The 23,061-nt window shown below is 58.8% G+C and carries 20 protein-coding genes; 12 read left to right on the top strand and 8 right to left on the bottom strand.

The genetic code is table 11. The annotated features are described in order from the left end of the window. Positions 1-109: 109 nt before the first annotated feature. Positions 110-631: a DUF523 domain-containing protein gene (locus ASF29_RS10170; protein WP_062450563.1), complete on the top strand. Its 522-nt coding sequence runs from the start codon at positions 110-112 to the stop codon at positions 629-631. Positions 632-692: 61 nt separating this feature from the next. Further along, on the top strand, positions 693-1,166 hold the full coding sequence (locus ASF29_RS10165; RefSeq protein WP_062450562.1) for a VOC family protein: 474 nt from the start codon (positions 693-695) through the stop codon (positions 1,164-1,166). Between the two features lie 269 nt (positions 1,167-1,435). On the opposite strand, the gene ASF29_RS10160 is transcribed toward ASF29_RS10165, so the two are convergent. The 3 genes from ASF29_RS10160 to purD form a co-directional block, all read right to left on the bottom strand. Continuing rightward, positions 1,436-3,265, bottom strand: a complete 1,830-nt coding sequence (locus tag ASF29_RS10160) for a methyl-accepting chemotaxis protein (RefSeq protein ID WP_062450561.1) — start codon at positions 3,263-3,265, stop codon at positions 1,436-1,438. Positions 3,266-3,537: 272 nt separating this feature from the next. Next, the gene (locus tag ASF29_RS10155; protein ID WP_062450560.1) at positions 3,538-4,011 is read right to left on the bottom strand and encodes a plant virulence effector HPE1-like domain-containing protein; all 474 of its coding nucleotides are present in this window, start codon (positions 4,009-4,011) and stop codon (positions 3,538-3,540) included. Between the two features lie 114 nt (positions 4,012-4,125). Then, a complete protein-coding gene (gene purD, locus ASF29_RS10150) occupies positions 4,126-5,400 on the bottom strand; it encodes a phosphoribosylamine--glycine ligase (RefSeq protein ID WP_062450559.1) in 1,275 nt (424 codons plus the stop codon). 172 nt (positions 5,401-5,572) lie between these two features. On the opposite strand from purD, the gene ASF29_RS10145 reads away from it, so the two are divergent. The 3 genes from ASF29_RS10145 (at position 5,573) to ubiA (ending at position 10,552) form a co-directional block, all read left to right on the top strand. Then, positions 5,573-7,885 (top strand): Tex family protein, encoded by a 2,313-nt coding sequence (locus ASF29_RS10145; RefSeq protein ID WP_062450558.1) that lies wholly within the window; start codon positions 5,573-5,575, stop codon positions 7,883-7,885. A gap of 388 nt (positions 7,886-8,273) precedes the next feature. Further along, positions 8,274-9,530: a cyclopropane-fatty-acyl-phospholipid synthase family protein gene (locus ASF29_RS10140; protein ID WP_062450557.1), complete on the top strand. Its 1,257-nt coding sequence runs from the start codon at positions 8,274-8,276 to the stop codon at positions 9,528-9,530. A 68-nt stretch (positions 9,531-9,598) separates the two neighbouring features. After that, entirely contained in the window at positions 9,599-10,552 is a 954-nt protein-coding gene (gene ubiA / locus ASF29_RS10135) for a 4-hydroxybenzoate octaprenyltransferase (protein ID WP_062450556.1), read from the top strand. A 63-nt stretch (positions 10,553-10,615) separates the two neighbouring features. On the opposite strand, the gene ASF29_RS10130 is transcribed toward ubiA, so the two are convergent. The 4 genes from ASF29_RS10130 to ASF29_RS10115 all read right to left on the bottom strand — a co-directional run bounded on the left by ASF29_RS10130 (position 10,616) and on the right by ASF29_RS10115 (position 14,749). Continuing rightward, entirely contained in the window at positions 10,616-11,182 is a 567-nt protein-coding gene (locus ASF29_RS10130; RefSeq protein ID WP_062450555.1) for a DUF6101 family protein, read from the bottom strand. Between the two features lie 424 nt (positions 11,183-11,606). Further along, entirely contained in the window at positions 11,607-13,037 is a 1,431-nt protein-coding gene (locus tag ASF29_RS10125) for an FAD-binding oxidoreductase (RefSeq protein WP_062450554.1), read from the bottom strand. A gap of 20 nt (positions 13,038-13,057) precedes the next feature. After that, positions 13,058-14,035, bottom strand: coding sequence for an L-threonylcarbamoyladenylate synthase (locus tag ASF29_RS10120; protein WP_062450553.1), 978 nt, complete (start codon positions 14,033-14,035; stop codon positions 13,058-13,060). Positions 14,036-14,140: 105 nt separating this feature from the next. Continuing rightward, positions 14,141-14,749 (bottom strand): DUF6656 family protein, encoded by a 609-nt coding sequence (locus ASF29_RS10115; protein WP_062450552.1) that lies wholly within the window; start codon positions 14,747-14,749, stop codon positions 14,141-14,143. Positions 14,750-15,074: 325 nt separating this feature from the next. Between ASF29_RS10115 and ASF29_RS10110 the strand changes: the two genes are divergently transcribed. The 4 genes from ASF29_RS10110 (at position 15,075) to ASF29_RS10095 (ending at position 18,709) form a co-directional block, all read left to right on the top strand. After that, entirely contained in the window at positions 15,075-16,319 is a 1,245-nt protein-coding gene (locus tag ASF29_RS10110) for an aromatic ring-hydroxylating dioxygenase subunit alpha (RefSeq protein ID WP_062450588.1), read from the top strand. 5 nt (positions 16,320-16,324) lie between these two features. Further along, the gene (locus ASF29_RS10105; protein ID WP_062450587.1) at positions 16,325-17,404 is read left to right on the top strand and encodes a hybrid-cluster NAD(P)-dependent oxidoreductase; all 1,080 of its coding nucleotides are present in this window, start codon (positions 16,325-16,327) and stop codon (positions 17,402-17,404) included. A 104-nt stretch (positions 17,405-17,508) separates the two neighbouring features. Continuing rightward, positions 17,509-17,979, top strand: coding sequence for a BA14K family protein (locus ASF29_RS10100; RefSeq protein WP_062450551.1), 471 nt, complete (start codon positions 17,509-17,511; stop codon positions 17,977-17,979). A gap of 226 nt (positions 17,980-18,205) precedes the next feature. Then, positions 18,206-18,709, top strand: a complete 504-nt coding sequence (locus ASF29_RS10095) for a BA14K family protein (protein ID WP_062450550.1) — start codon at positions 18,206-18,208, stop codon at positions 18,707-18,709. A 54-nt stretch (positions 18,710-18,763) separates the two neighbouring features. Here ASF29_RS10095 and ASF29_RS10090 read toward each other — a convergent pair whose 3' ends face one another. Further along, a complete protein-coding gene (locus ASF29_RS10090; protein ID WP_062450549.1) occupies positions 18,764-19,759 on the bottom strand; it encodes a transporter in 996 nt (331 codons plus the stop codon). 253 nt (positions 19,760-20,012) lie between these two features. Between ASF29_RS10090 and ASF29_RS10085 the strand changes: the two genes are divergently transcribed. The 3 genes from ASF29_RS10085 (at position 20,013) to ASF29_RS10075 (ending at position 22,979) form a co-directional block, all read left to right on the top strand. Beyond that, positions 20,013-21,797: an acyl-CoA dehydrogenase gene (locus ASF29_RS10085; protein WP_062450548.1), complete on the top strand. Its 1,785-nt coding sequence runs from the start codon at positions 20,013-20,015 to the stop codon at positions 21,795-21,797. 9 nt (positions 21,798-21,806) lie between these two features. Further along, positions 21,807-22,565, top strand: a complete 759-nt coding sequence (locus ASF29_RS10080) for a crotonase/enoyl-CoA hydratase family protein (RefSeq protein ID WP_062450547.1) — start codon at positions 21,807-21,809, stop codon at positions 22,563-22,565. A 96-nt stretch (positions 22,566-22,661) separates the two neighbouring features. Further along, entirely contained in the window at positions 22,662-22,979 is a 318-nt protein-coding gene (locus tag ASF29_RS10075; protein ID WP_062450546.1) for a hypothetical protein, read from the top strand. Positions 22,980-23,061 lie beyond the last annotated feature (82 nt).

Below are 23,061 nucleotides of genomic sequence, written 5' to 3'. Positions count from 1 at the left end.
GCCACGGGCTTGGTGTCCCAAAGGGGCTTCGGTCTCACATCCGCCACCGCAACCGGCATTAAAACGCCAAATGACGGTGAGGGGAAGTTACAAGGGGGGCTAGCCGCGCATGAAAACATCCAACGACCAGCCCTCAAAAATCCTCATCAGCGCCTGCCTCCTCGGCCACGCCGTCCGTTACGACGGCAAGGGCAAGCCGCTGTCTTATCCTGCCATCGACCGCTGGAGACAGGAGGGCAGGCTGGTGACGATCTGCCCGGAGATGGCGGGTGGCATGGCAGTGCCGCGGCCGCCTGCGGAAATCGAGGGTGGGGCATGTGGGCTCGATGTGCTGCAGGGCCGCGCGCGGGTTCTTGAGGTCACCGGCGGTGATGTGACGGCGCAGTTCATTGCGGGAGCGGAAAAGGCGCTGGCTTTTGCCAAGGACAATGGCTGCGACTATGCGTTGCTAATCGATGGCAGTCCGTCCTGCGGCTCGGTTGCGGTTTATGACGGTTCGTTTTCGGGCCGCAAGCACGCGGGCAATGGCGTTACCGCAGCACTGCTTGCGCAGGCTGGCATCACGGTGTTTTCCGATGGGGAGATCGATGCGCTTGTCGCTCTCGTTGAAGCACAGGCCGTGTCGTCCTAGCGACCTCCCGAATTTTGCGGCATGATGCATTCGCCATATTGAATTCAGGGAGGAATGCACAATGGCCAAGAATACGATTTGCGTCTGGTACGACAAGGACGCCGAAACCGCCGCCCGCTTCTATGCAGACCTGTTTCCCGATAGTACCGTGGGCAAGGTCTATCACGCCCCCGGCGATTACCCCTCCGGCAAGCAGGGGGATGTGCTGATGGTGGAGTTTACGGTGGCAGGCGTCGCCTGTGTCGGCCTCAATGGCGGGCCGGTGTTCAAGCACAATGAAGCCTTCTCCTTCCAGATATCGACGGAAACCCAGGAGGAAACCGATCGCTACTGGAACGCCATCGTCGGCAATGGCGGGCAGGAGAGTGACTGCGGCTGGTGCAAGGACAAATGGGGTATTTCCTGGCAGATCACGCCCCGCGTGCTGATAGACGCAATGGCCGCCGGTGGCGCTGAAGCGAAGCGGGCTTTCGAGGCCATGATGAAGATGAAGAAGATCGATGTCGCGAAGATCGAGGCGGCTCGGCGGGGTTGACTGCGAGTCTAATAGGCACTTTGATGTGTGGCATGTAGCGACCTTGCGACGCTCCGTCGTCCCGCACTTGATGCGGGATCCAGGCAACCCAAGTCATTGGGTTGAAAGACTCTTTCGCACCGCATGCGCGGCGCTGCTGGATACCGGGTCAAGCCCGGTATGACGGAAGATAGGGTTGTGCTCCATAGGTCGGCCGCCTAGCATCCACTCACAAAAAAACGCCGGGGATTTCCCCCCGGCGTCTCATCTCAAGATTGTCTGTGAAGGGATCAGCTCGCCATCCGCATCTGCTGCGCCATGCCGTGCAGGCTGCCATTTTGCGAGTTGGAGACGCGGAAGGTGCGGATGAGGTTCAGCAGTTCCTCGGTGTCGGCGGCCAGCGCTTCTGCGGAAGCCGTGGTTTCCTCGGCCATCGCGGCATTGTGCTGGGTGGCCGCATCCAGCTGGTTGAGCGAGGACGATATGGAGCGAAGCGTCGTGTCCTGCTCGGCAGCCGAATGGGCGATCTTGCTGACGATGTCGCTGGAAGACTTGATCTGATCGGAAATCCGCTTCAGCGCATCACCGGCTTCGCCCACCAGGCGCACGCCGTTTTCCACCTGCGTGGATGAGCGGGCGATCTGTTCCTTGATCTCCTTGGCAGCGGCTGCGGATTTCTGGGCAAGCTCGCGCACTTCCTGTGCAACGACGGCAAAGCCCTTGCCTGCCTCACCCGCACGGGCGGCTTCCACACCGGCGTTCAATGCCAGAAGATTGGTCTGGAAGGCGATGTCGTCGATGACGCCGATGATCTTGGAGATTTCCTCCGACGATTGCTCGATACCGCTCATGGCGCCAATGGCTTGCTCGACGATCTTGTCGCTACGGCTGGCGTCGCTACTGATGGAGGTCACCCGCTTTGACGCTTCCGATGCGCCATCTGCTGTCTGGCGCACGGCCACCGTCAGTTCGTCCAGAGCAGCGGATGTCTCCTCCAGGCTTGCGGCCTGCCGTTCGGTGCGCTGCGAAAGCTCGTTGGACGCCTTGCGGATTTCGTCCTTCGAACCGCCGATATCGATGCTCTTGGCATTGACCTTGGCCATAGCCGCATCCAGCTGCGACAGCGCTTCGTTGAAGTTGTCGCGCAGGTCGGCGTAGCGGGAACCGAGATCGTTGCAGCGTACGGTGAGGTCGCCCTGCGCGAGCTGTTCCAGCGCATTGCCGATGGTGGTGACGACGCGGGCCTGAAGCTCGGCCTCGTCGCGCTGCATGTCGAGATTGGACTGGCGCTCGCTGTCGAGCTGTTGCTGCTGCTCGTCCTGACGGCGCTGCATGGTGTGGCGCTCGCGCACCTTCTGTTGCAGAGCTTGCGTTGCTTTGGCCATAAGGCCGATTTCGTTCTTCATGCCGGTGTGGGGAATGGCCAGATCGACATTTTCATTGGCGACTTCACCCAGCGCCTTGTGCAGGTCATCGAGCGGTCTGGAGATGCCCCTGATCACGACATAGGCGGCGAGAAGACCCAGAAGGAACACGCCGACGCCGAAGGAGATGGCGTTGATGATGGTGGAGCGAACCTGCGCCTGAAGGTCATCGACGTAAACACCTGTGACGACCACGACCTGCCACGGCTCGAAGGCCATGGCGTAGGAGCTCTTCAGATAGGTGTCACCTTCGACGCCGGGTTTGGGGCCATAGAAGCTGGTTTCGCCGCCGCCCGCGCGTCCCAGACGAACGAGTTCGTCGCGGTAGTTGAAGCCTTGGCTGTCCGGCTTACCCTTGAAGCTCTGCCCGACGCGCTTGGGGTCGGGATGGAACAGCATCTTCACATCGTAGTCATAGCCGAACATATAACCGTCGGGCGTGTACTTCATCGCAGCGACGATGGCGAAGGCCTGGCTCATGGCCTGTTCGCGGGTCAGCGTGCCAGCCTTTTCCTTATCGTAGAACGACTGCAAAATCGAAATGGACGACTGCACCTGTGTGCGCAGCATGCCGTAACGCTCTTCATAGATGGCGTTGACGGACGATTTGATCTGGAAGTAGGTGGTCAGGGCAAAAGCTGCCATGAGCGCAACCACAAGCAGGATCAATTGTCGGGAAATCGGCAAGTTCTTCATGAGCGCTCACAGGGCTATGCTCCGCGGCCAAATCGGGCGCAGCGGCAATTGGATAGATTTTTTGGGACGAGCGCCTGATGCGCCATACAGATGCCTACATCGCACCCTCTAGGTCAGATGAAGCTTTAGAAATTTGAATAATTATTTAAATTTTACGCGACAACGATTGTAGCTCAGAAAATAATTTGCGTTTTGTCAGAAATATGACAATCTTTTTCTATCTTCAGTTGCTGCTAATTATCAGGCGTGACTCAGGATAGTTAAGTTCGGGTTCATTGCTGCGACTGGCGCAGAGACAGGCCATCCAGCGACAAAGGTGTGGTCGTGTCAGCCGCCACAGGAATTGCAGCCTCGTTGTTGATGACGGTTTCCACCGCTGAGGTCTTCACCAATCTATCGATGGTTGCGGGTTGCCCGGAGAGCAGAGTGTCTGAATTATCAGGTGTGAGCCACGCTGGATTGTTGCTGACATAAGTGACTGGCGATCCGCCAAGCCATGCTTCCCTGCGCACCATCTGTTTTTTGCCATCGACGTCGCGAATGGAAATATCCTGCGTACCGGGCGCCAGAGTAGGGGCCGTTTCAGCCAGAGGCTTGACCTTGGCCGCCAGCGTCGGGCAGCCCTCGCAGGTTACCGACACCACACTGCCATTGCCAGTGCGGTTGCCGTGAATGACCTCTATGGAAGACGCCATGGCAGAACTGCTTGCCAGCACCAGCGCGACTGTCAGCAAAGTCTTGCTCATGAGAACTCCCGTTTACCGCAGCCATTCTGCCGCTTTGACGGGTGGGATTTTACCGGAACTTCCTTTCCATCCGGTCAGGAATTTTGGTAAATATTGAACGAAACCCGGCGTTATCTACTGTGCTTTTTCGCGGGCCACGGCCTGCCAGCCAATGTCGCTTCGGCTGAAGCCATTGTCCCATTTCACTTCTTTGGCGAGGGCATAGGCGCGGTTTTTTGCTTCCGTTACGGTTTTGCCGAAGGCCGTCACGTTCAAAACACGTCCGCCGGTGGCAACCAAGTGGCCATCCTTCAGCGCGGTGCCAGCGTGAAACACCTTGGCATCTTCACGCGCATCGGGAACGTGAGTAATCGGCGTGTTCTTGTCGTAAGAAGCCGGATAGCCCTTTGACGCGAGAACGATGGTCAGCGCCGCATCATCGCGCCACTCTGCGGTCACCTGATCCAGCGTGCCAGTGGCCGTGGCATAGAGGATCGGCAGCAGGTCGCTTTTCAGGCGCATCATCAGCACCTGGCATTCAGGGTCGCCGAAACGGACGTTGTATTCGATCAGTTCCGGGCCTTTGGCGGTGATCATCAGACCTGCGAAGAACACGCCGGAAAACGGATTGCCGTCCTTCGCCATGCCGGTGATCGTCGGTTCGATGATCTCTTTCATCGTCCGCTCGACCATCTCGGGTGTCATGACAGGGGCAGGGGAATAGGCACCCATGCCGCCAGTGTTGGGGCCGGTGTCGCCATCGCCAACGCGCTTGTGGTCCTGCGCGGTGGCCAGCGCCAGAGCGGTCTTGCCATCGGAGAGGCAGAAGAAGCTCGCTTCCTCTCCATCCAGGAAGGCTTCGACAACGACTTCGGCACCGGCGGCTCCGAAGGCACCATCGAAACAATCATCGATGGCAGCAAGCGCCTCGGCTTCCGTCATTGCAACCGTCACGCCCTTGCCAGCCGCCAGACCATCGGCCTTGATGACGATGGGTGCGCCCTGCTCGCGCACATAGGCCTTGGCCGGTTCGGCAGACTTGAAACGCTGGTAGGCGCCGGTCGGAATATCGTAGCGGGCGCAGAGATCCTTGGTGAAGCCCTTGGAACCCTCAAGCTGTGCTGCGGCTTTGGAAGGGCCGAAGGTGGCGATGCCAGCGGCGCGTAGATCATCTGCAAGCCCAGCGACCAGCGGTGCTTCCGGGCCGACGACCACGAAGTCGATGGCGTTTTCCTTGCAAAATGCGATGACGGCTGCGTGGTCTTCGACGTTGAGCGTCACAAGCGTCGCATGGTCGGCAATGCCGGGGTTGCCGGGGGCGGCAAAAAGCTGTGTGAGGAGGGGAGACTGGGCGATTTTCCATGCCAGCGCATGTTCGCGTCCGCCGGAACCGATCAACAGAACTTTCATGGTCGACACCCCTGTCATCTCGCGTTTTACGTTATCGCTGGGGCGTTAAGGGCCAAGGGCTGAAAGGTCAAGCGCAACCCATGCTTTTCTGTGGAATCGCGGAAGCTTCTTGTTGTCATGCCATAATCAGCATCTATGTTCGGGCAGATTTTAAAACAGTTCAGAGAACCATATGTCCGCAGATAATGCCCGCATCGCCCCGACAATCGCTTCCGAGATCAATGCCCGCGCCGAACAGGTCAAGGCGGTGATCGCGCTGCTGGATGAAGGTGCGACCGTTCCCTTCATTGCCCGCTACCGCAAGGAAGTGACCGGCGGGCTGGATGATACCCAGCTTCGCACGCTGGCGGAACGGCTGTCCTACCTGCGCGAACTCAACGCCCGCCGCGCCTCGATTGTCGATTCCATCACCGGTCAAGACAAGATGACCGATGAGCTGATGGTCAAGATCGTCTCGGCCACGACCAAGGCGGAACTCGAAGACCTTTACCTTCCCTATAAGCCCAAGCGCCGCACCCGCGCCGAGATTGCCCGCGAGCGCGGGCTCGGACCGCTGGCGCAGGCCATCTGGGATGACCGCAGCGCCGATCCTTCCAAACTGGCGCAGACTTATGTGCAGGGTGAAGTGGCGGATGTGAAGGCAGCGCTCGAAGGCGCACGCGACATCGTGGCCGAAACCATGACGGAGAATGCCGATCTCCTGAAGCGGCTGCGTGATTATATGCGCCACAACGCCACCTTCCGCGCCAAGGTGGTGGACGGAAAGCAGGCGGCGGGCGAGAAATTTTCCGACTATTTCGACCATTCCGAAAAATGGGCGACCGTTCCCGGCCACCGCGCGCTCGCCATGCTGCGCGGCTGGAACGAGGAAGTGCTGACGCTGACCATCGATGTCGATGCGGATGACCCGTCGCCGGTCAAACCCGCCCAGCACACCATCGCCAGCGCCTTCGATATCCGCAGCGCAGGGCCTGCGGATGCATGGCTGATGGAGGTAGCGGGCTGGACATGGCGCGTGAAGCTCTCCATGTCGCTGTCGCTCGACCTGATGCGCGAATTGCGCGAGCGGGCGGAAGAAGAGGCGATTCACGTTTTTGCCCGTAACTTGAAGGATTTGCTGCTGGCAGCCCCTGCCGGTTCGCGCGCCACCATGGGGCTCGATCCGGGCATTCGCACCGGCGTCAAGGTGGCGATTGTGGATGGCACCGGCAAGCTGCTGGAAACCACCACGGTCTATCCATTCCCGCCCAAGAACGATATTCGCGGCACGCAGGCGGAACTCGCAAGCCTCATCAAGAAACACAATGTCGAGCTTATTTCCATCGGCAACGGCACGGGCAGCCGCGAAACGGAACGGCTGGTCGCCGATATGCTGGGGCAACTGACCGGCGCAAAGCCCACCAAGGTCATTGTGTCGGAGGCGGGTGCCTCGATCTACTCCGCCTCGGCCAGTGCTGCTGCCGAATTCCCCAATCTGGACGTCTCGCTGCGCGGTGCCGTCTCCATCGCCCGCCGCCTGCAAGATCCGCTGGCGGAACTGGTGAAGATCGAGCCGAAGTCCATCGGCGTCGGCCAGTACCAGCACGATGTCGATCAGGGCAAGCTGTCGCGCTCGCTGGATGCCGTTGTGGAAGATGCGGTGAATGCGGTCGGTGTCGATCTCAACACAGCATCCGCCCCGCTTCTGTCACGGGTTTCAGGCCTTGGCGCATCGATTGCGGACGCCATCGTTCTGCATCGCGACCAGACAGGACCGTTTGCCAGCCGCAAGGAGCTGCTGAAGGTTCCGCGTTTGGGACAACGCACCTTCGAACAATGTGCGGGCTTCCTACGCATTCCCAACGGCAAGGAGCCGCTGGATTCATCCTCCGTGCACCCGGAAGCTTACGGCGTGGCCAAGAAGATCGTTGCTGCTTGCGGTCGCGATCTACATTCGGTGATGGGTGACAGCGCCGCATTGAAGTCGCTCGATCCCAAGCAGTTCATCGATGAGCAGTTCGGTCTTCCGACCGTCAAGGACATCATCGCCGAACTGGAAAAGCCGGGCCGTGACCCGCGCCCGAGTTTCAAGACCGCGACCTTTGCCGATGGTGTGGATGAAATCACCGACCTGAAACCCGGCATGCTGCTGGAAGGCACGGTGACGAATGTTGCCGCTTTCGGCGCATTCGTGGATATTGGCGTGCACCAGGACGGCCTTGTTCACGTCTCGCAGCTTGCAGACCGCTTCATCAAGGACCCGCACGAGGTGGTGAAGGCTGGCGACGTTGTGAAGGTCCGCGTGGTGGAAGTGGATGTGAAGCGCAAGCGCATCGGCCTCACCATGCGCAAGGATGGCGGCGAGGCGGCTCCGCAGCCGATGCGTGAAAAGGGCAATGCCAATGCCATGCGGCATGCTAGTGCAAAGCCGCAGCAACGCACTGAGACGTCGCAACCAGGCGGGGCGTTGGCGGCGGCTTTGGCTGAGGCGATGAAGAAACGGTGAGTGGTGAAAACGCTTGATTTCCGGCGTGCCGGAGGCGGGTGGTTGGTTTTAGATGACGGTGGGTGTGGCTTACCCCCCTCTGCCCTGCCGGGCATCTCCCCCACAAGGAGGGAGATCGGCTGGGCGCACGGCCCCCACTCAGCCGCAGCGTTCGAGATGGCCGCGAACTATCCACGAGTCGATCTCCCCACCTGTGGGGGAGATGGCCGGCAGGCCAGAGGGGGGTAAGCCACACCCACCACCCTTTCCATCCTTCAACCCCAAAACAACCCAAAAAACCAATCTGAAATCATTCAATATTTTTGAAAATACCCCCGCTTGAAACTTTGCATGAAAGCGGTAGCTTAGCATTCAATTGATAAGTGAGACTTAGCTTATTGGGGGTGAAATGGCCTCGTCTCTGCATGCTCTGCTTGGAAAAATAGTCAAGACCGGCAATCTTGTCGTCACCGGTCCCGATGGTCTTCATGTCTTTGGCGACGGTACCGGCAAAAAGGTCGCTCTCAACTTCACCGATAATGCCGCGATGGATGAGATTGCCGCCGATCCCGCGCTGAAGCTGGCCGAAATGTTCATGGAAGGTCGCATGGCTGTCGTTGAAGGCGACATCTATGACTTTCTGGCGTTGATCAAGAGCAACACGCTGAGCGAAGCCCTGACCTTCGGCATGATCTGGCGCGGCATGGCACGCATCATTGCCGCCCGCATCAAGATGCATCTGCCGGTCAATCACAACAAGGACAATGTCGCCCACCATTACGATCTCAGCGCCAAGCTGTTCGATCTGTTTCTGGATGAGGACTGGCAATATTCCTGCGCCTATTTCAATCCGCCGGGCATCAGCCTTTATGAAGCACAGGTCGCCAAGAAGCGGCACATTGCGGCAAAGCTGATGCCACAACCGGGCCAGCGCATTCTAGAAATCGGCTCCGGCTGGGGCGGCATGGCCATGTATCTGGCCGAAAGCTCCGATGTGGACGTAACCGGCATCACGCTCAGCGAAGAACAGTTGCGGGTCTCGCGCGACCGAGCGCAGAAACGGGGGTTGGCGGATAAGCTGCGTTTCGAATTGCAGGATTATCGCTATCTGTCTGCTGCGCGACCTTTCGACCGCATCGTTTCAGTCGGCATGTTCGAACATGTCGGGCCAACCCATTACCGCGAATATTTCGGCAAGGCCGCAGAATTGCTGGCTGAAAACGGCGTGATGCTGCTGCATTCCATCGGCCAGCCCTATCCGGCACTCGCCACCAATCCATTCATCGAAAAATATATTTTCCCCGGCGGCTATATCCCCTCACTGGCAGAGGTTTTGCCAGCGGTTGAAAAGTCGGGCCTTTTGGTGCGCGATATCGAAATCCTGCCGATGCATTACGCCCACACGCTTCGTGCATGGCGGGAACGGTTCGTCGCCAACAGGGCAGAGGCCATCGCTCTCTACGACGAACGCTTCTTCCGCATGTGGGAATTCTATCTGGCCGGGTCTGAAATGGCCTTTACCCACGAGAATTTCTATATTTTCCAGATACAGCTAGCAAAACGCAAAGATGTGGTTCCGGATAATCGCGACTACATTGCACGCAACGAAGCGCGATTGCTGAACTTCGAAAAGACACGGCCACCATTGGAAAAAGTTCTGTTTTGATGGGGTGCGACTTCGCACCTGCGGTCTTTGCTTGACGCTTTGTAAACGCCAAGCGTAGAACGCTTGATATGGTTGACCAAAGTGATCTTTCCGGCCGCGTTTCCGACGCGCCATCCAACAATTGGGTCTATCGGATGTTGCCGAGGACCCTTTGGCCCTATGCGCAGCTGGCCCGCTGGGACCGCCCCATCGGCTGGGAATTGCTGATGTGGCCGTGCTTCTGGTCGGCAGCGATGGCGGCCAATGCCGCGATGCATCTCGGCACCTTTTCCTGGGGCCTGTTGTTCTTCCACCTCTTCCTGTTTTTTGCCGGTTCTGTCGCCATGCGCGGTGCGGGCTGCACCTATAATGATCTGGTCGATCACAAGATCGATATGGCGGTGGCGCGTACCCGCTCGCGTCCCCTGCCATCGGGTCGCGTCAGCCGCAAACAGGCGAAGATTTTCATCGTCATTCAGGCGCTGGTCGGGCTTGCGGTGCTGTTGTGCTTCAACGGTTTTGCCATTCTCGTCGGCCTGTCTTCGCTGGTCTTCGTGGCGATCTATCCCTTCGCCAAGCGCTTCACCAACTGGCCGCAGTTCTTTCTCGGCCTCGCCTTTTCCTGGGGTGCGCTGATGGGTTGGGCGGGTCAATTCGGATCGCTGTCCGTCTCACCGTTGCTGCTGTACGTCGGCGCTATCGCCTGGACGATCGGTTATGACACAATCTATGCCCATCAGGACCGTGAAGACGACACGGCAGCCGGCATCGGTTCGACCGCGCTTCTGTTCGGAGATAGGACACATGGCTGGCTGATCGGTCTTTATGGCACAGCCCTAATCTTCATCTTTCTGGCGTTCCTGACGGCGGGTGTTAACTGGATCGGCTATCTCGGCCTTCTCGTTTCCGCCTTCCTGCTGTTTCGGCAGGTGAAGGTGCTGGATATCAACAATGTCGAACAATGCCTGGCGCTGTTCAAATCCAACAACCGCGTTGGTCTCCTGATTTTCGCCGGTCTGCTTTTGCCGCTGGTGATTGGCTGATACGAAAAACCCGGCTGCGTCTTTCAACGCGCCGGGTTTTTCTTTTATCCGCAGCATGGTGGATCAGCTGCGGGCGATGATTTCCTTGCCCTGAATGCGCATGGTCATGCCCAGCGAACCGGTGCTGCGGCGCACGAGGAAGCGCGGGCGGCGGTCTGCAAAGTAGGAATGACGGCGGCGTGGGCGCGTTGTCTTGGTGCGGACATTGCCGAGATGGTCTTCCAGCGGGCGGGCAACGCCATCGGCTTCGACCATCAGCATGGGAATGCGATACTTTTCCGACCAGCTGCGCCAATCGGCAGCGATGTCGCACAGGTCGTGCGCCACCAGCAGCGGAATGCACAGGTCAGGATCGTCATGATGAAGTTCGAGCGTCACGGTGACCTGTCCGTCACCATGGTCGATGGCGCGGGCGGCAACACCCTTGAAGGCGCGTGCCGGAAGCGCGAAGGAAAGCGGAAGGCCGCTGGAATTCAAAACCTTGCGAAGGACTGCGCCGCGCTCGTCGAGCGTGATAGCGACATCGGCTGAACCCTTGTCCTTACCATAGGTGAGCTGCTGCGGAAACCGCGTTGGGTCTAGCCGGAGAGTAGCGCCTGCCCATTCGGGCTTCAGAACAGTGTTGGTCATATCATGCTATCCTTGTTTTACCTGAGAGCCGTTTCATGGTCTCGTCCGGGACTTTTCGTCCTCTGATAGGGAGAAGATAGCGGGCGCTTGTTCGATACAGCTTAAAAATCGAGGTTAAGAAAACTTTGCATTCCCAAATGGTTAGCAAAACGCAGACTGATAGGGTTTCGAATTCCTGAATTGGCACGCTGGCTTTTTATGGCAGCCGGTCAGCCAATATCATCCCTCAATCCGGTCATGCTGCATCTTGCCGCGCTTCCCTTGCCCCCGCAGGTTCCGCCTGAAAGCAGCTTGCGCAGTGCAAAGCGCGTCCGCAATCGGTAAAATTGCGAAAGCCAAAAATGAGCGTGGATGATGGGAAAAGACGCGAAAGCCGTGTCGGGATCAGGTCACGTCAGCGGGCCAGAATGCGCGTACACCCGCCCTAAATCCGAACAACCTTGCCCGGGTTCATGACGCCTGCGGGATCGAAGGCTGTCTTGATTCGGCGCATCAGGTCCATTTCGATACCGGGGCGAATATCGGCAAGCTCGTCACGTTTTAACTGACCGATGCCGTGTTCGGCAGAAATCGAACCACCATGAGAAAGCACGATGCCGTGGACGATGTGGTTGATCTCGCGCCAGCGGGCGATGAACCCGGCCTTGTCAGCACCAACAGGCTGGGAAATGTTGTAGTGAATATTGCCATCGCCCAAATGCCCGAAGGCGCAGATGCGCGCACCCGGAATAGCCTGCAAAACGCCAGCTTCGGCTTCCGCCATGAATTCAGGGATTTTCGAGACAGGCACGGACACGTCATGCTTGATGGAGCCGCCCTCCGGCTTTTGCGCATCCGACATGCTTTCGCGCATGTGCCATAGCGCCTGACGCTGCGCTTCGGAGGCGGCAATGACCGCATCCTGCACGATACCGGCCTCGAAGCCTTGCTCCAGCAGGGTCTCGATCATGGTCTGTGCGGTTTCTGCGGTGTCAGACGTCGAGATGTCGATCAGCGCATACCACGGATGTGGCGTGTCCAAGGGATCGCGCACGCCGGGAATATGCTTGGCAGTGAACTCGATACCAATGCGCGGCATCAGTTCGAAGCCGGTCAGCGCCGCACCGCACAGCGTCGAGGCGCGGTCGAACAAGGTGAGGGCATCTTCTGGTGAGTTGAGCCCTGCAAAGGCAACTTGGTGGCCCTTTGGCTTCGGAAACAGTTTCAGCACGGCACCGGTAATGACGCCCAGTGTGCCTTCCGAGCCGATGAAGAGATCGCGCAGATCATAGCCCGTATTGTCTTTCTTAAGGCGGCGAAGGCCGTTCCAGATTTCACCCGTCGGCAGAACGACCTCAAGCCCGAGGCACAATTGCCGCATATTGCCATAGGCCAGAACAGCGGTGCCGCCTGCATTTGTGGCGAGGTTGCCGCCGATGCGGCAGGAGCCTTGCGACCCCAGCGACAGAGGAAACATGCGCTCCACCTTGTCGGCAGCCTGATGGACGGTATCCAGAATGCAGCCGCCATCCACGACAATGACATTGGCGACGGGATCGATATCGCGCACGCGGCTCATACGTTCCAGAGACAGAATGACGTCGCTGGCATCGCTGCGCGGCGTCTGCCCGCCGACAAGGCCGGTGTTACCCGTCTGTGGAACGATGGCCGTGCCGGTTTCGCTAGCGAGCTTCATGATGGCTGCGACCTCTTCCGTCGTGGCCGGCTTCAGCAGTAACGGCGAGGCGCCTTTATAGAGGCCGCGATTTTCCACCAGATGCGGGGCCAGATCGGCCTGATCGCGCACGGCATTTTTCTCACCGACGATGGTCACGAAACGCTGGATCAGATCATCGGGCAGAGCAATCGTCGTCATGAGGTCCTCGCGGGGATTTGTCAGGGGCGGGGGGCTGCGGCACGCGCCAGCCGGTCGTTGATGGCTTCGCCAAGTCCTGTTTCAGGAATAGGCGTAATCGCGATGCTACCAGTACCGCTGGCATCGGCCGTCTTGAGGTGATCGAAGAGATTGGCCGCCGCTTCCGCAAGATCGCCGCTGGCGCTGAGATCGAGGACGATTGCTGCATCCTCTTCCCCGGCGACAGGCTTGCCACCGAAACGGATCAACGCCTCGCCCTTTTCGACGGACATAGCATTCAGCCGCACGGATGCACCGGGCGCATAATGCGAGGCTAGCATGCCGGGGGCTTCGATGGCAGCGGATGCCTTTTCCGGGCGGATGAGCGTGAGGCCGATGACCCGTTCGATCTCCTCTGCGACGAGCCCACCGGGCCGCAACAGCCGCACGGTGCCGTTGGCCTCTACCTTGATGATGGTGGATTCCACGCCGACAGGTGCGGAGCCGCCATCCAGGATAAGGCTGACCTTCCCCCCAAGATCCGCCTCCACATGGGCGGCGCTGGTGGAGCTGATCTTGCCGGAACTGTTGGCGCTGGGGGCGGCCAGCGGTTTTCCGAAAGCGGCGATCAGGTCGCTCGCAAAACCCTTTGGAATGCGGATGCCGACGGTATCGAGCCCCGCCGTCGCCAGTGCATGGATCGTGCGTCCCGGCTTTAGCGGCAGGATGAGTGTCAGCGGTCCCGGCCAGAAGGCTTCGGCCAGTTTACGCGAGATCGGATCGAAGATCGCGTACTCTTCCGCCATGGTGATGCTGGCCATATGGCAGATCAGCGGGTTGAACTGCGGGCGGCCCTTGGTTTCGTAGATGCGGGTAATGGCAGCAGGGTTTGTCGCATCGGCGGCAAGGCCATAGACCGTCTCTGTCGGAATGGCGACAGGATGGCCGGACGACAGCACGTCGACTGCCTCGCGAAGCGCCGTCTGCCTGTCCTGTCCGATGTGTATATGACGCGCCATAAATGCTGCACCCAATGATGCGCGTCGCTGACAAGCGCCGCACGGTTTTGCGCGGCATGCTTTAGAGGTTTTCAGCCGGATTGGAAAGCCGTTTGCGGCGCAGGCCTAGAGTGTGCGGATGAACTTGCGCATTTCATTGGAGCGCGTGCCCAGCATCAGCACGTTTTTGAGCGCAATTTTCGGGTCGCTGGTGCGAAACAGTAGACCATCGCGATGGACGGATTTGTTAATCTGCACCGTTTTGTCACTGGCCATATCCATGGCGATGGCGAAATACATGCGCGACTGGCGCGGATCGATGTTTTCGAAGAATTGCTCGTCGCCGCACAGTTCGGAAAAGAAATTGGCGAAGTAGAAGGAAAACAGCACCGGCGTGCGCGCATCGAAACTGGTGCGGGACGCGGTCACATGGCAGTAGCCCAGATGCGGCAGTTCTTCGATGGTGCGGTGAAACACCATTTTGGGAAAGCGGATCGAACTGTGAAAGGAATCGAGCCGGGAATGGGTCATTTCTCCGGCGGCCTGAAGCTTGCGACCGGTGATTTCCGCAACCTGATCATGCGTCAGATAGCGGGGCTCGGGCGGTATGAATTTTTGCTCATAGCGGGCAATTTTACCAGTGCGCAAAAAATCCGAGTGGGCGGTTTTGGACCGAGCAGGTGCCACCTTGCGTGCGTTCGCATCAAAGTAGCGGATTTGCGTTCCCTTCTCCATCGGGAGAACTCCTGTTGCCTGTCCACATGTTTTTAAGGCAAGGGGGTTAAAAATCCCTTGTTGCGGCATGGTAGATGTTAAGGATTGGCAACGGCGTCTTTTGCGTCATATTGCGACGGATTTTTCCGGTAAACGGACAATAAGCCGCTGTTTTCGAAACGAAATTACGGGCTATTGCCTTTATGCGACATGTCGCAAATTGTCGCCAATGCGGAAGCCGATGTCGCTGTATGTGGTGCTGAAGCGCGGTGCGAATGGTTAGATAATTCCAGTTAACGCGGGAAGATGCTCTGGAGGCGCGCCGCGACTTTTCGAGGACATGGCCATGGATTTGCGTGAAACCGTATTGCGCCAACTGAAAAACCGTCGTGAGGGCTTCACGCTGGAGCAGCCTTTCTACGTGGATCAAGAGTATTTCCAGCTGGATATGGAAAACATTTGGTACCGCGACTGGCTGTTCGTGGCGCATGATTGCGAAGTGCCGAAGGCCGGAACCTATCTCACCGTGCAGATCGGCGAATATGCCGTCGTCATCGTCCGCGGCAAGGATGGCACCATCCGCGCCTTCCACAATTCCTGCCGTCACCGCGGTTCACGCGTCTGCACCAGCCAGAAGGGCCAGTCCGCCCGTCTCGTCTGCCCCTATCACCAGTGGACCTATGATCTGGATGGCAAGCTGCTGTTTGCCCGCCACATGGGCGAGGATTTCAACAAGGAAAACTTCGGCCTGAAGCCGATAGCCTGCGAATCCGTTGCCGGTTACGTCTTCATCTGTCTGGCCAATGAGCCGATGGATTTCGCACCCGTGCGGGCAGAGGTTGAAGCCTATATGGCTCCCCACCGCATCTGGGAGGCCAAGGTCGCCCATGAAAGCACCATTATCGAAAAGGGTAACTGGAAGCTGGTGTGGGAAAACAACCGCGAGTGCTACCATTGCGCCGCAAATCACCCGGAACTCTGCCGCACCTACCCGGAAAACCCCAGCGTGACCGGCACAGATGGCGGCGCGAGCGATCCGGAAATCGGCGGCCACTGGGCGCGCTGCGAAGCTGCCGGTCTGCCCAGCCGCTTCAAGATCGACCCTAAGGGTCAGTTCCGCGTGGCCCGCATGCCGCTGATCGGCGAAGCGGAGAGCTACACGATGTCCGGAAAGCGCGCCGTGCGCCGCCCGCTGTCTGACGATGTGACCATCGATCATATCGGCGCGCTGCTTCTGTTCCACTACCCCACGACCTGGAACCACTTCCTGGGCGACCACCTGATTTCCTTCCGCGTGCTGCCGCTCGGCCCGCAGGAAACGCAGGTCACGACCAAGTGGCTGGTACACAAGGACGCCGTGGAAGGTGTGGATTACGATCTGGAAGACCTGACGCATGTCTGGAACGAGACCAACGATCAGGACCGCCGCATCGTTGAAGAAAACGCTTTCGGCATCCGCTCGCCTGCCTATGAGCCCGGCCCTTATTCGATGGAAGATGAGGGCGGCGTCATGCAGTTCGTGAACTGGTATTCAGATTTCATGATCGACCGTCTCTCGGGCGACAAGCAAAAACTCTCGGCTGTCGCATGACCGCAATGAACATGAAGACGACATACAAGCATATCGATGAAATGAAGCCGTGGAGCGACAAGCTCCATATGCTGGAATGTATTTCGGTCACGCCTGAGACGCCTGACGTCATGACGTTCCTGTTCCGCTCCGAAGGCCCGAACTGGTTTCGCTATCTGCCCGGCCAGTTCGTGACGCTGGAACTCCCGGTGGGGCCGGAGCCGCTGTTTCGCACCTATACGCTGTCATCCAGCCCGTCGCGTCCCTATGCTCTGGCCGTCACCGTCAAGGCGCAGGCCACCAGCGTCGGTACGCGCTGGATGTTCAACAACCTCAAGCCGGGCATGCGCATCCGTGCGCTCGGGCCTCTGGGCGACTTCTCTTATGTGCGACATCCGGGCGAAAAGTATCTGTTCATCTCGGCAGGCTCCGGCGTTACGCCGATGATGTCGATGGTGCGCGATATGAGCGACCGCGCACCGCAAAGCGATATCTCCTTCATCAACTGCTCGCGCTCACCCTCCGACATCGTTTTCCGGCACGAGCTGGAATATCTTGCCCGCTTCATGCCCAACCTGTCGCTCGGCTTCATCGTCGAAAATTGCGGCCGCACCGATCTCTGGTCGGGGCTGAAGGGCATGGTGGATAAGGCCAAGATCGCGCTGCTGTCGCATGACTTCATGGACCGCACTGTATTCTGCTGCGGCCCGGAGCCGTTCATGGCCGCCATCCGCTCCATGCTGGAAGCGTCCGGCTTCGATATGGCGCGCTATCATCAGGAAAGCTTCTCTCCGGCCATGCCGGTTGCTGTCGGCGAAAGCGATCTGCCTGATGATGGCGAAGTGCTGGCGAAGATCGGTTTCACCCTGTCCGGCAAGGATGTGCCATGCCAGCCGGGCCAGACGATTTTGATGACCGCGCGGTCGGCCGGCGTGCGCATCGGTGCCGCCTGCGAGTCTGGAATCTGCGGAACGTGTCGTGTTCTGAAGCTCTCCGGCGAAGTGGAGATGAACCACAATGGCGGCATTCTCGATGAAGACATCGAGGAGGGTTATATCCTGGCCTGCTGCTCGCGTCCGCTGACGGATGTGCAAGTAGAAGCCTGATTATACTTGGTTCCATTTTGCACAATGGAACCAACTTAGAGTTTTCCCGTTAGTTGCTCATCGAAACGCGGTTCAACGCGTCGTGTCCACAACGGAGGAAATTCATGCTGAATTTGCGTAAGACGAGCCTCGCAACAGCTTTCGTCATGCTTATGACCAGCTTCACACCATCGCAGGCCTTTCAGGCACCGGTTCCGCTGGCAAAGCCCATTCAGACCACGACCCAGGACGTCGTTCCCGTGCAGTTCCGCGATGGTGAGCGCCGTTTCTACCGTGACCGCGCCTATCGTCACCGCGACCGTGATTTCCGCCGCTCGGATTCGAGACGCGGTTACTATAATGGTCACCGCGGCTACCGGGAATATCGTCGCGGCTATCGCCAGCACAATGGCTACTGGTTCCCGCTGGCAGCGTTCGCCACAGGTGCTATCATCGGCGGCGCGATGTCTCAGCAGCGCCCATCCTACGGCAGCAGCCACCAGCAGTGGTGTGCAAACCGCTACCGGTCGTATCGCGCCTATGACAACACATTCCAGCCGAACAATGGCCCACGCCGCCAGTGCGTATCGCCATAAGCTGTTAGCGTAAAGGGAAGCCCGGCTCATGTCGGGCTTCTTCTGTTTTATTTATTGGTACCCATCAAGTGACTGTGAACACATCGTTAATGCTGGGTTCAGCTATCCATTTATAACCTGAGTACATATAAATACCTCACCTCCGGTGAGCTTGAATAAAGAGAAAAACATCGTCGTTGTTCACAATGAGCCGGAAGAGTAGCCGGACGTGGATGGAGGAAATCAGATGCAAAACTATATGAAAACTCTCTGGGCTGCCGGTTTCGCGGCTCTGACAGCGGCAGGCTCCGTCGTCCCGGCGCAGGCTATGCCGATGACGATAACCCCGCCTGTGGTCGATAAGGCCAATGACGGCGTCGTCAACGTGCAATACTGGCGTGACCGTGGCTATCGTCGCGACTACGGCGGCGGCTATTATCGTGGCCATCGCGGCTATCGCGATTACCGCCCCGGTTATCGTCACCACAACGGTTACTGGTTCCCGCTGGCCGCCTTTGGCGCTGGTGCGATCATAGGCGGTGCTCTTGCCCAGCCACGTGAAGTCTATCGCCCCGTGCCGGAATATCGTCCTCGCCCTGTATACCGCGAGTACCGTCCGGCACGTCGTGCAGGTCTCAGCCAGAGCCATGTAAACTGGTGCTTCGGTCGTTATCGCTCTTATGATGCCTATAGCAACACGTTCCAGCCTTATAACGGCCCGCGCCAGACCTGCTACTCGCCTTACGGCTGATTGATTACCTGAAGAAAGAAACGCCGTCCGGCTCCATCCGGGCGGCGTTTTGCATTAGAGAATGCCGACGCGTTTCAGGATGAACCAGGCAAAGAGGATCGAAGCCACGATGAAGCTGGCCGCATATATCGTGCCGCTGGTGCCCTCGGTAAAGGGCAGGGCGCCTGTGTTCATGCCGAAAAAGCCGGTGACCAGTGTCGGCGGCAGAAGAAACGCCGTCATCAGCGATAGAATATAAAGGTGACGGTTGGTTTCGGACGAAAGCTTTGAATCCACTTCTTCATGCAGCAGTCTCGCCCGCTCCTGGAGCGCATAGACATCGTGATCGATGGATTCCAGCCGGCCGGTCAGTCGGGCAGCAATCTCTTCAAAGCCGAAAGGCATTTCCTCATCATCCGCCGCAGAGGCTCTGCGCATCAGGGTCAGCACCGTGCGCAAATGCCGGTGAAGGCGCACGACCGTGCGGCGCACGGGGGCAAGCCTGCGGCGTTCATCGCGCGGGGTGCTGTCATAGACAAAGTCCTCAATGGCATTCAGCTCTTCTGTCGTCTCCATGACGAGCGCGATCAGGCTGCGCTGAAATTCCGCCACCAGTCCTTCAAAGACATGGGACGGCGTGGAGTAGCGCTTCGGGTTCTTATCGATGGCGGCACGCAGCCGATCCACGGAGCGCAGCGGTTGAAGGCGCGTGGTGATAATGTAGCGTTCACCCAGCGCGAAATGCAGCCAGCCTATATCGCGGGTTTCCTGATCGAACTCGCGCTGGAAATCCACCAACGTTCCATAAAGCGCACCATCATCCACCACGATGGACGGGTGGGTCTCATGGGTGGTGAGGTTACCCTTGATGCTCTCGTCCAGCCCCTGCATGTTTTCCAGAAAGCTGGCAACACGGCTATCTGCGAGATTGAGGTGCAGCCAGAAAAAACCGTCTTCCGTCTGAAGCTCGGCCAGTTGCACATCGGGCGCAAGCCGGGTGCAGGGCTCGATGCCGGGGCGAAAGCGATAGGCCCAGACGAGACCGGGAATGGCGGGATGCGGAATATCCATGGGCGTTATCCTGAAGGGGCAATCGCGGCAGGCAGCGGTAAAATATCCCGCTTTTGCGACGATATCATGCAGACCAGAGTTTTGTGACAGTTTGATTACAGGGGCAGCGAATGCTGTGCGCCGCGGCCTCCCATAACCACCCGATGACAGGGAAAGTTGATCGCACCGCAACTTTTTCAAATTGACGTTTACGTAAAAATCATTTAGCCCGAAGGCAATCGCATTGCAGGCAGACGCTTCGGGAGGAGGCAGGATGTATACCGCACCGGTCGACGATATCGCTTTTACGCTGAAACATGTGGCAGGTCTCAAATCAGCGCTGGATGACGGCGCGTTCGGTGATCTCGACGAAGATACCGTCGATGCCATTCTTCATGAAGCCGGTCGTTTCGCCACCGATGAGGTCGCACCGCTTGCCGAGATTGGCGACAAACAAGGCTCCAAGCTGGTGGATGGCGCGGTGCGCACGCCGGATGGCTGGGCCGATCTTTATCGCCGTTGGGCCGAAGGCGGCTGGAACGGCCTGACCGCACCGGAAGAATTCGGTGGGCAGGCCCTACCGCATCTGCTGAATGTCGCCGCACTGGAAATGTGGAACTCCGGCTCCATGGCCTTTGCGCTATGCCCGACGCTCACCATGGGGGCTGTGGAAGCCATCGCCACGCACGGCAGCGACGACCTTAAGGCCACCTATCTGGAAAAGCTGGTGTCCGGCGTCTGGACCGGGACGATGAACCTGACTGAGCCACATGCCGGCTCCGATCTCGCGGCGCTGAAATCGCGTGCGGAACGCGTCGGTGACGGCAGCTACCGCATCTTCGGTCAGAAGATTTTCATCACCTGGGGTGAACACGACGCAGCCGACAACATCATCCATCTGGTGCTGGCACGCCTGCCGGATGCGCCCGCCGGAACGCGCGGCATTTCACTGTTTCTGGTGCCGAAATTTCTTCCCGATGCGGCTGGTAATCCCGGCGAACGCAACGATCTGTTCTGCCATGCGCTGGAGCACAAACTCGGCATTCACGGCTCTCCCACCTGCACGATGATCTTTGGCGATGGTCGCTACGGCGCTGAAAAGGGTGCGATCGGCTGGATTGTCGGTGAGGAGAACAAGGGCCTTGCCTGCATGTTCACCATGATGAACAATGCGCGTCTGGCCGTCGGCATGCAGGGTGTCGCGATTTGCGAGGCGGCGACGCAAAAGGCCATCGCCTATGCTAGGGATCGCACGCAGGGCAAGGCACCGCGCACCAAGGCGACCGGCATGAGCCCGATCATCGAACATCCCGATATTGCCAGAACGCTGCTGACGATGAAAGCGCTGACGCAGGGCTCGCGCGCCATCTCGTTTTCCTGCGCGCACGCCATCGACATGAGCCACGCCAAGACCGATGCCACCGAGCGCAAGTTCTGGCAGGAGCGCGCAGCCCTTCTGACGCCGATTGCCAAGTCCTTCTCCACCGATGCCGGTGTGGACGTGGCTTCTCTCGGCATTCAGGTCCATGGCGGCATGGGCTTTATCGAGGAAACAGGTGCGGCCCGTTACCTACGCGACGCCCGCATCGCGCCGATCTATGAAGGCACCAACGGCATTCAGGCCATCGACCTCGTCATGCGCAAGTTGCCGCTCTCCGAGGGCGCGCAGGTTCGCGGTTTCATTGCAGAGCTGAAAGAACAGGCGCAGGCCGTTCACGCTTCCAACACGCCAGAGCTTGGCGAGACCGGGCGTTATCTCGACCAGAGCATCACGGATCTGGAAGACGCGACTAAGTGGTTGCTGGATGCGGTCGCGAAGGGCGAAACATCTGCGGCACTGGCCGGTGCCACGCCATACCAGCGTCTGTTTGGATTGACGCTGACGGGAGCCTATCTGGCCAAGGGTGCGCTGGCATCGGTTGATGACGGGCAGGGGGCGAGCCGCACTGCGCTGTGCCGCTTCACCGCCGAAAATCTTCTGGCGGAAATATCTGCCTTGAAAGACCGCGTGATATCCGGTGCCGCGAGCCTTGAAGCGGCCCGTGCCGTGCTGGGTTAAGGAGTTCCCATGTCTGCCGACCATATTCTTGTCGAACGTCCGCAAACCGCACCCGGCGTACAGGTCATCCGCTTCAACCGCCCGGACAAGAAGAACGCCATCACGGACGCGATGTATCGCAGCATGATCGGGGCCTTGCAGGCAGCCGATGCGGATACGGACATCCGTGCCATCGCTTTCCTTGGCTCTGAAGGCTGCTTTACAGCTGGCAATGACATGGCCGATTTCATGGCCTTTGCCATGTCCGGCGGAAAAGGACGGCTGGCAGCGGGGGATTTCCTGCACGCACTCGTCAGCGTCGGCAAACCCATCGTTTCCGGCGTCGATGGCTTGGCCATCGGCATTGGAACGACGCTCAACCTGCATTGCGACCTGACCGTTGCCTCAAGCCGCAGCCTGTTCAAGACACCTTTCGTGGACTTGGCGCTGGTGCCGGAAGCGGCTTCCAGCCTGCTTGTGCCACGCATCATGGGCCATCAACGCGCTTTCGCGCTGCTGGCCGCAGGCGAAGGCTTTTCAGCGGACGAAGCGTTGCAGGCCGGTTTGATCTGGAAAGTCGTATCGGAAGCTGAGGTCGAAGCTGAAACTTTGAAGATTGCCGCAAAGCTTGCCGCAAAACCACCGCAGGCACTGAAGATCGCTCGTGATCTTTTGCGCGGCGATGGCGCTGAGGTGCGGGCAAGGATCGATGCAGAGATCGTGCATTTTGCCGCGCAATTGCAGAGCGCCGAAGCCAGGGCGGCGTTTGAGGCATTCATGCGCCGTTAAGCGTGGCTGGTGAAAATTGGCATCTCTTATGGAATTGCAAAACAAGGCTGTTTAGTCTTTGCGCAACAACGCCCGCCTTTCAAGAAAGCCGCCACCATGCGCAATATCGTTTTCGCAACGCTTGCCTTCATGTCCCTCTCCAGCCTCGCAGAAGCGGCCAGCTTCCAGCCGCCGCTGATGTCGCAGCCAGCACAGAGCGATGTCATCCAGGTGCAGAATTTTAACAGCCAGGCCGGGCAATCCAACCGCAACAACAATGACCGTCGCCGCCCGCGCTTCGTCTGTGTAGTGACGCCGCCTGATAGCGCCAATCGTTCCCGCCCTTACGTCTGCCCGGTGCAGCAGGGCCGCGTCGGCGGACGCTGCCGCTGCGATGGCGTGGTGGGGAATGGCAATATCGATACGGCTTGGTAAGGGATCGTTTCTTTCGTCATTCCGGCCCTGAGCCGGAATCCAGCAGCGTCGCGTCTGCGGCGCAAAAGAGTCTTTTGCGATC

Origin of the sequence: Rhizobium sp. Leaf262 (genome assembly GCF_001422245.1) — a bacterium.
GTDB lineage: Bacteria > Pseudomonadota > Alphaproteobacteria > Rhizobiales > Rhizobiaceae > Agrobacterium.
This window is presented reverse-complemented; position numbering and strand designations above follow the sequence as displayed.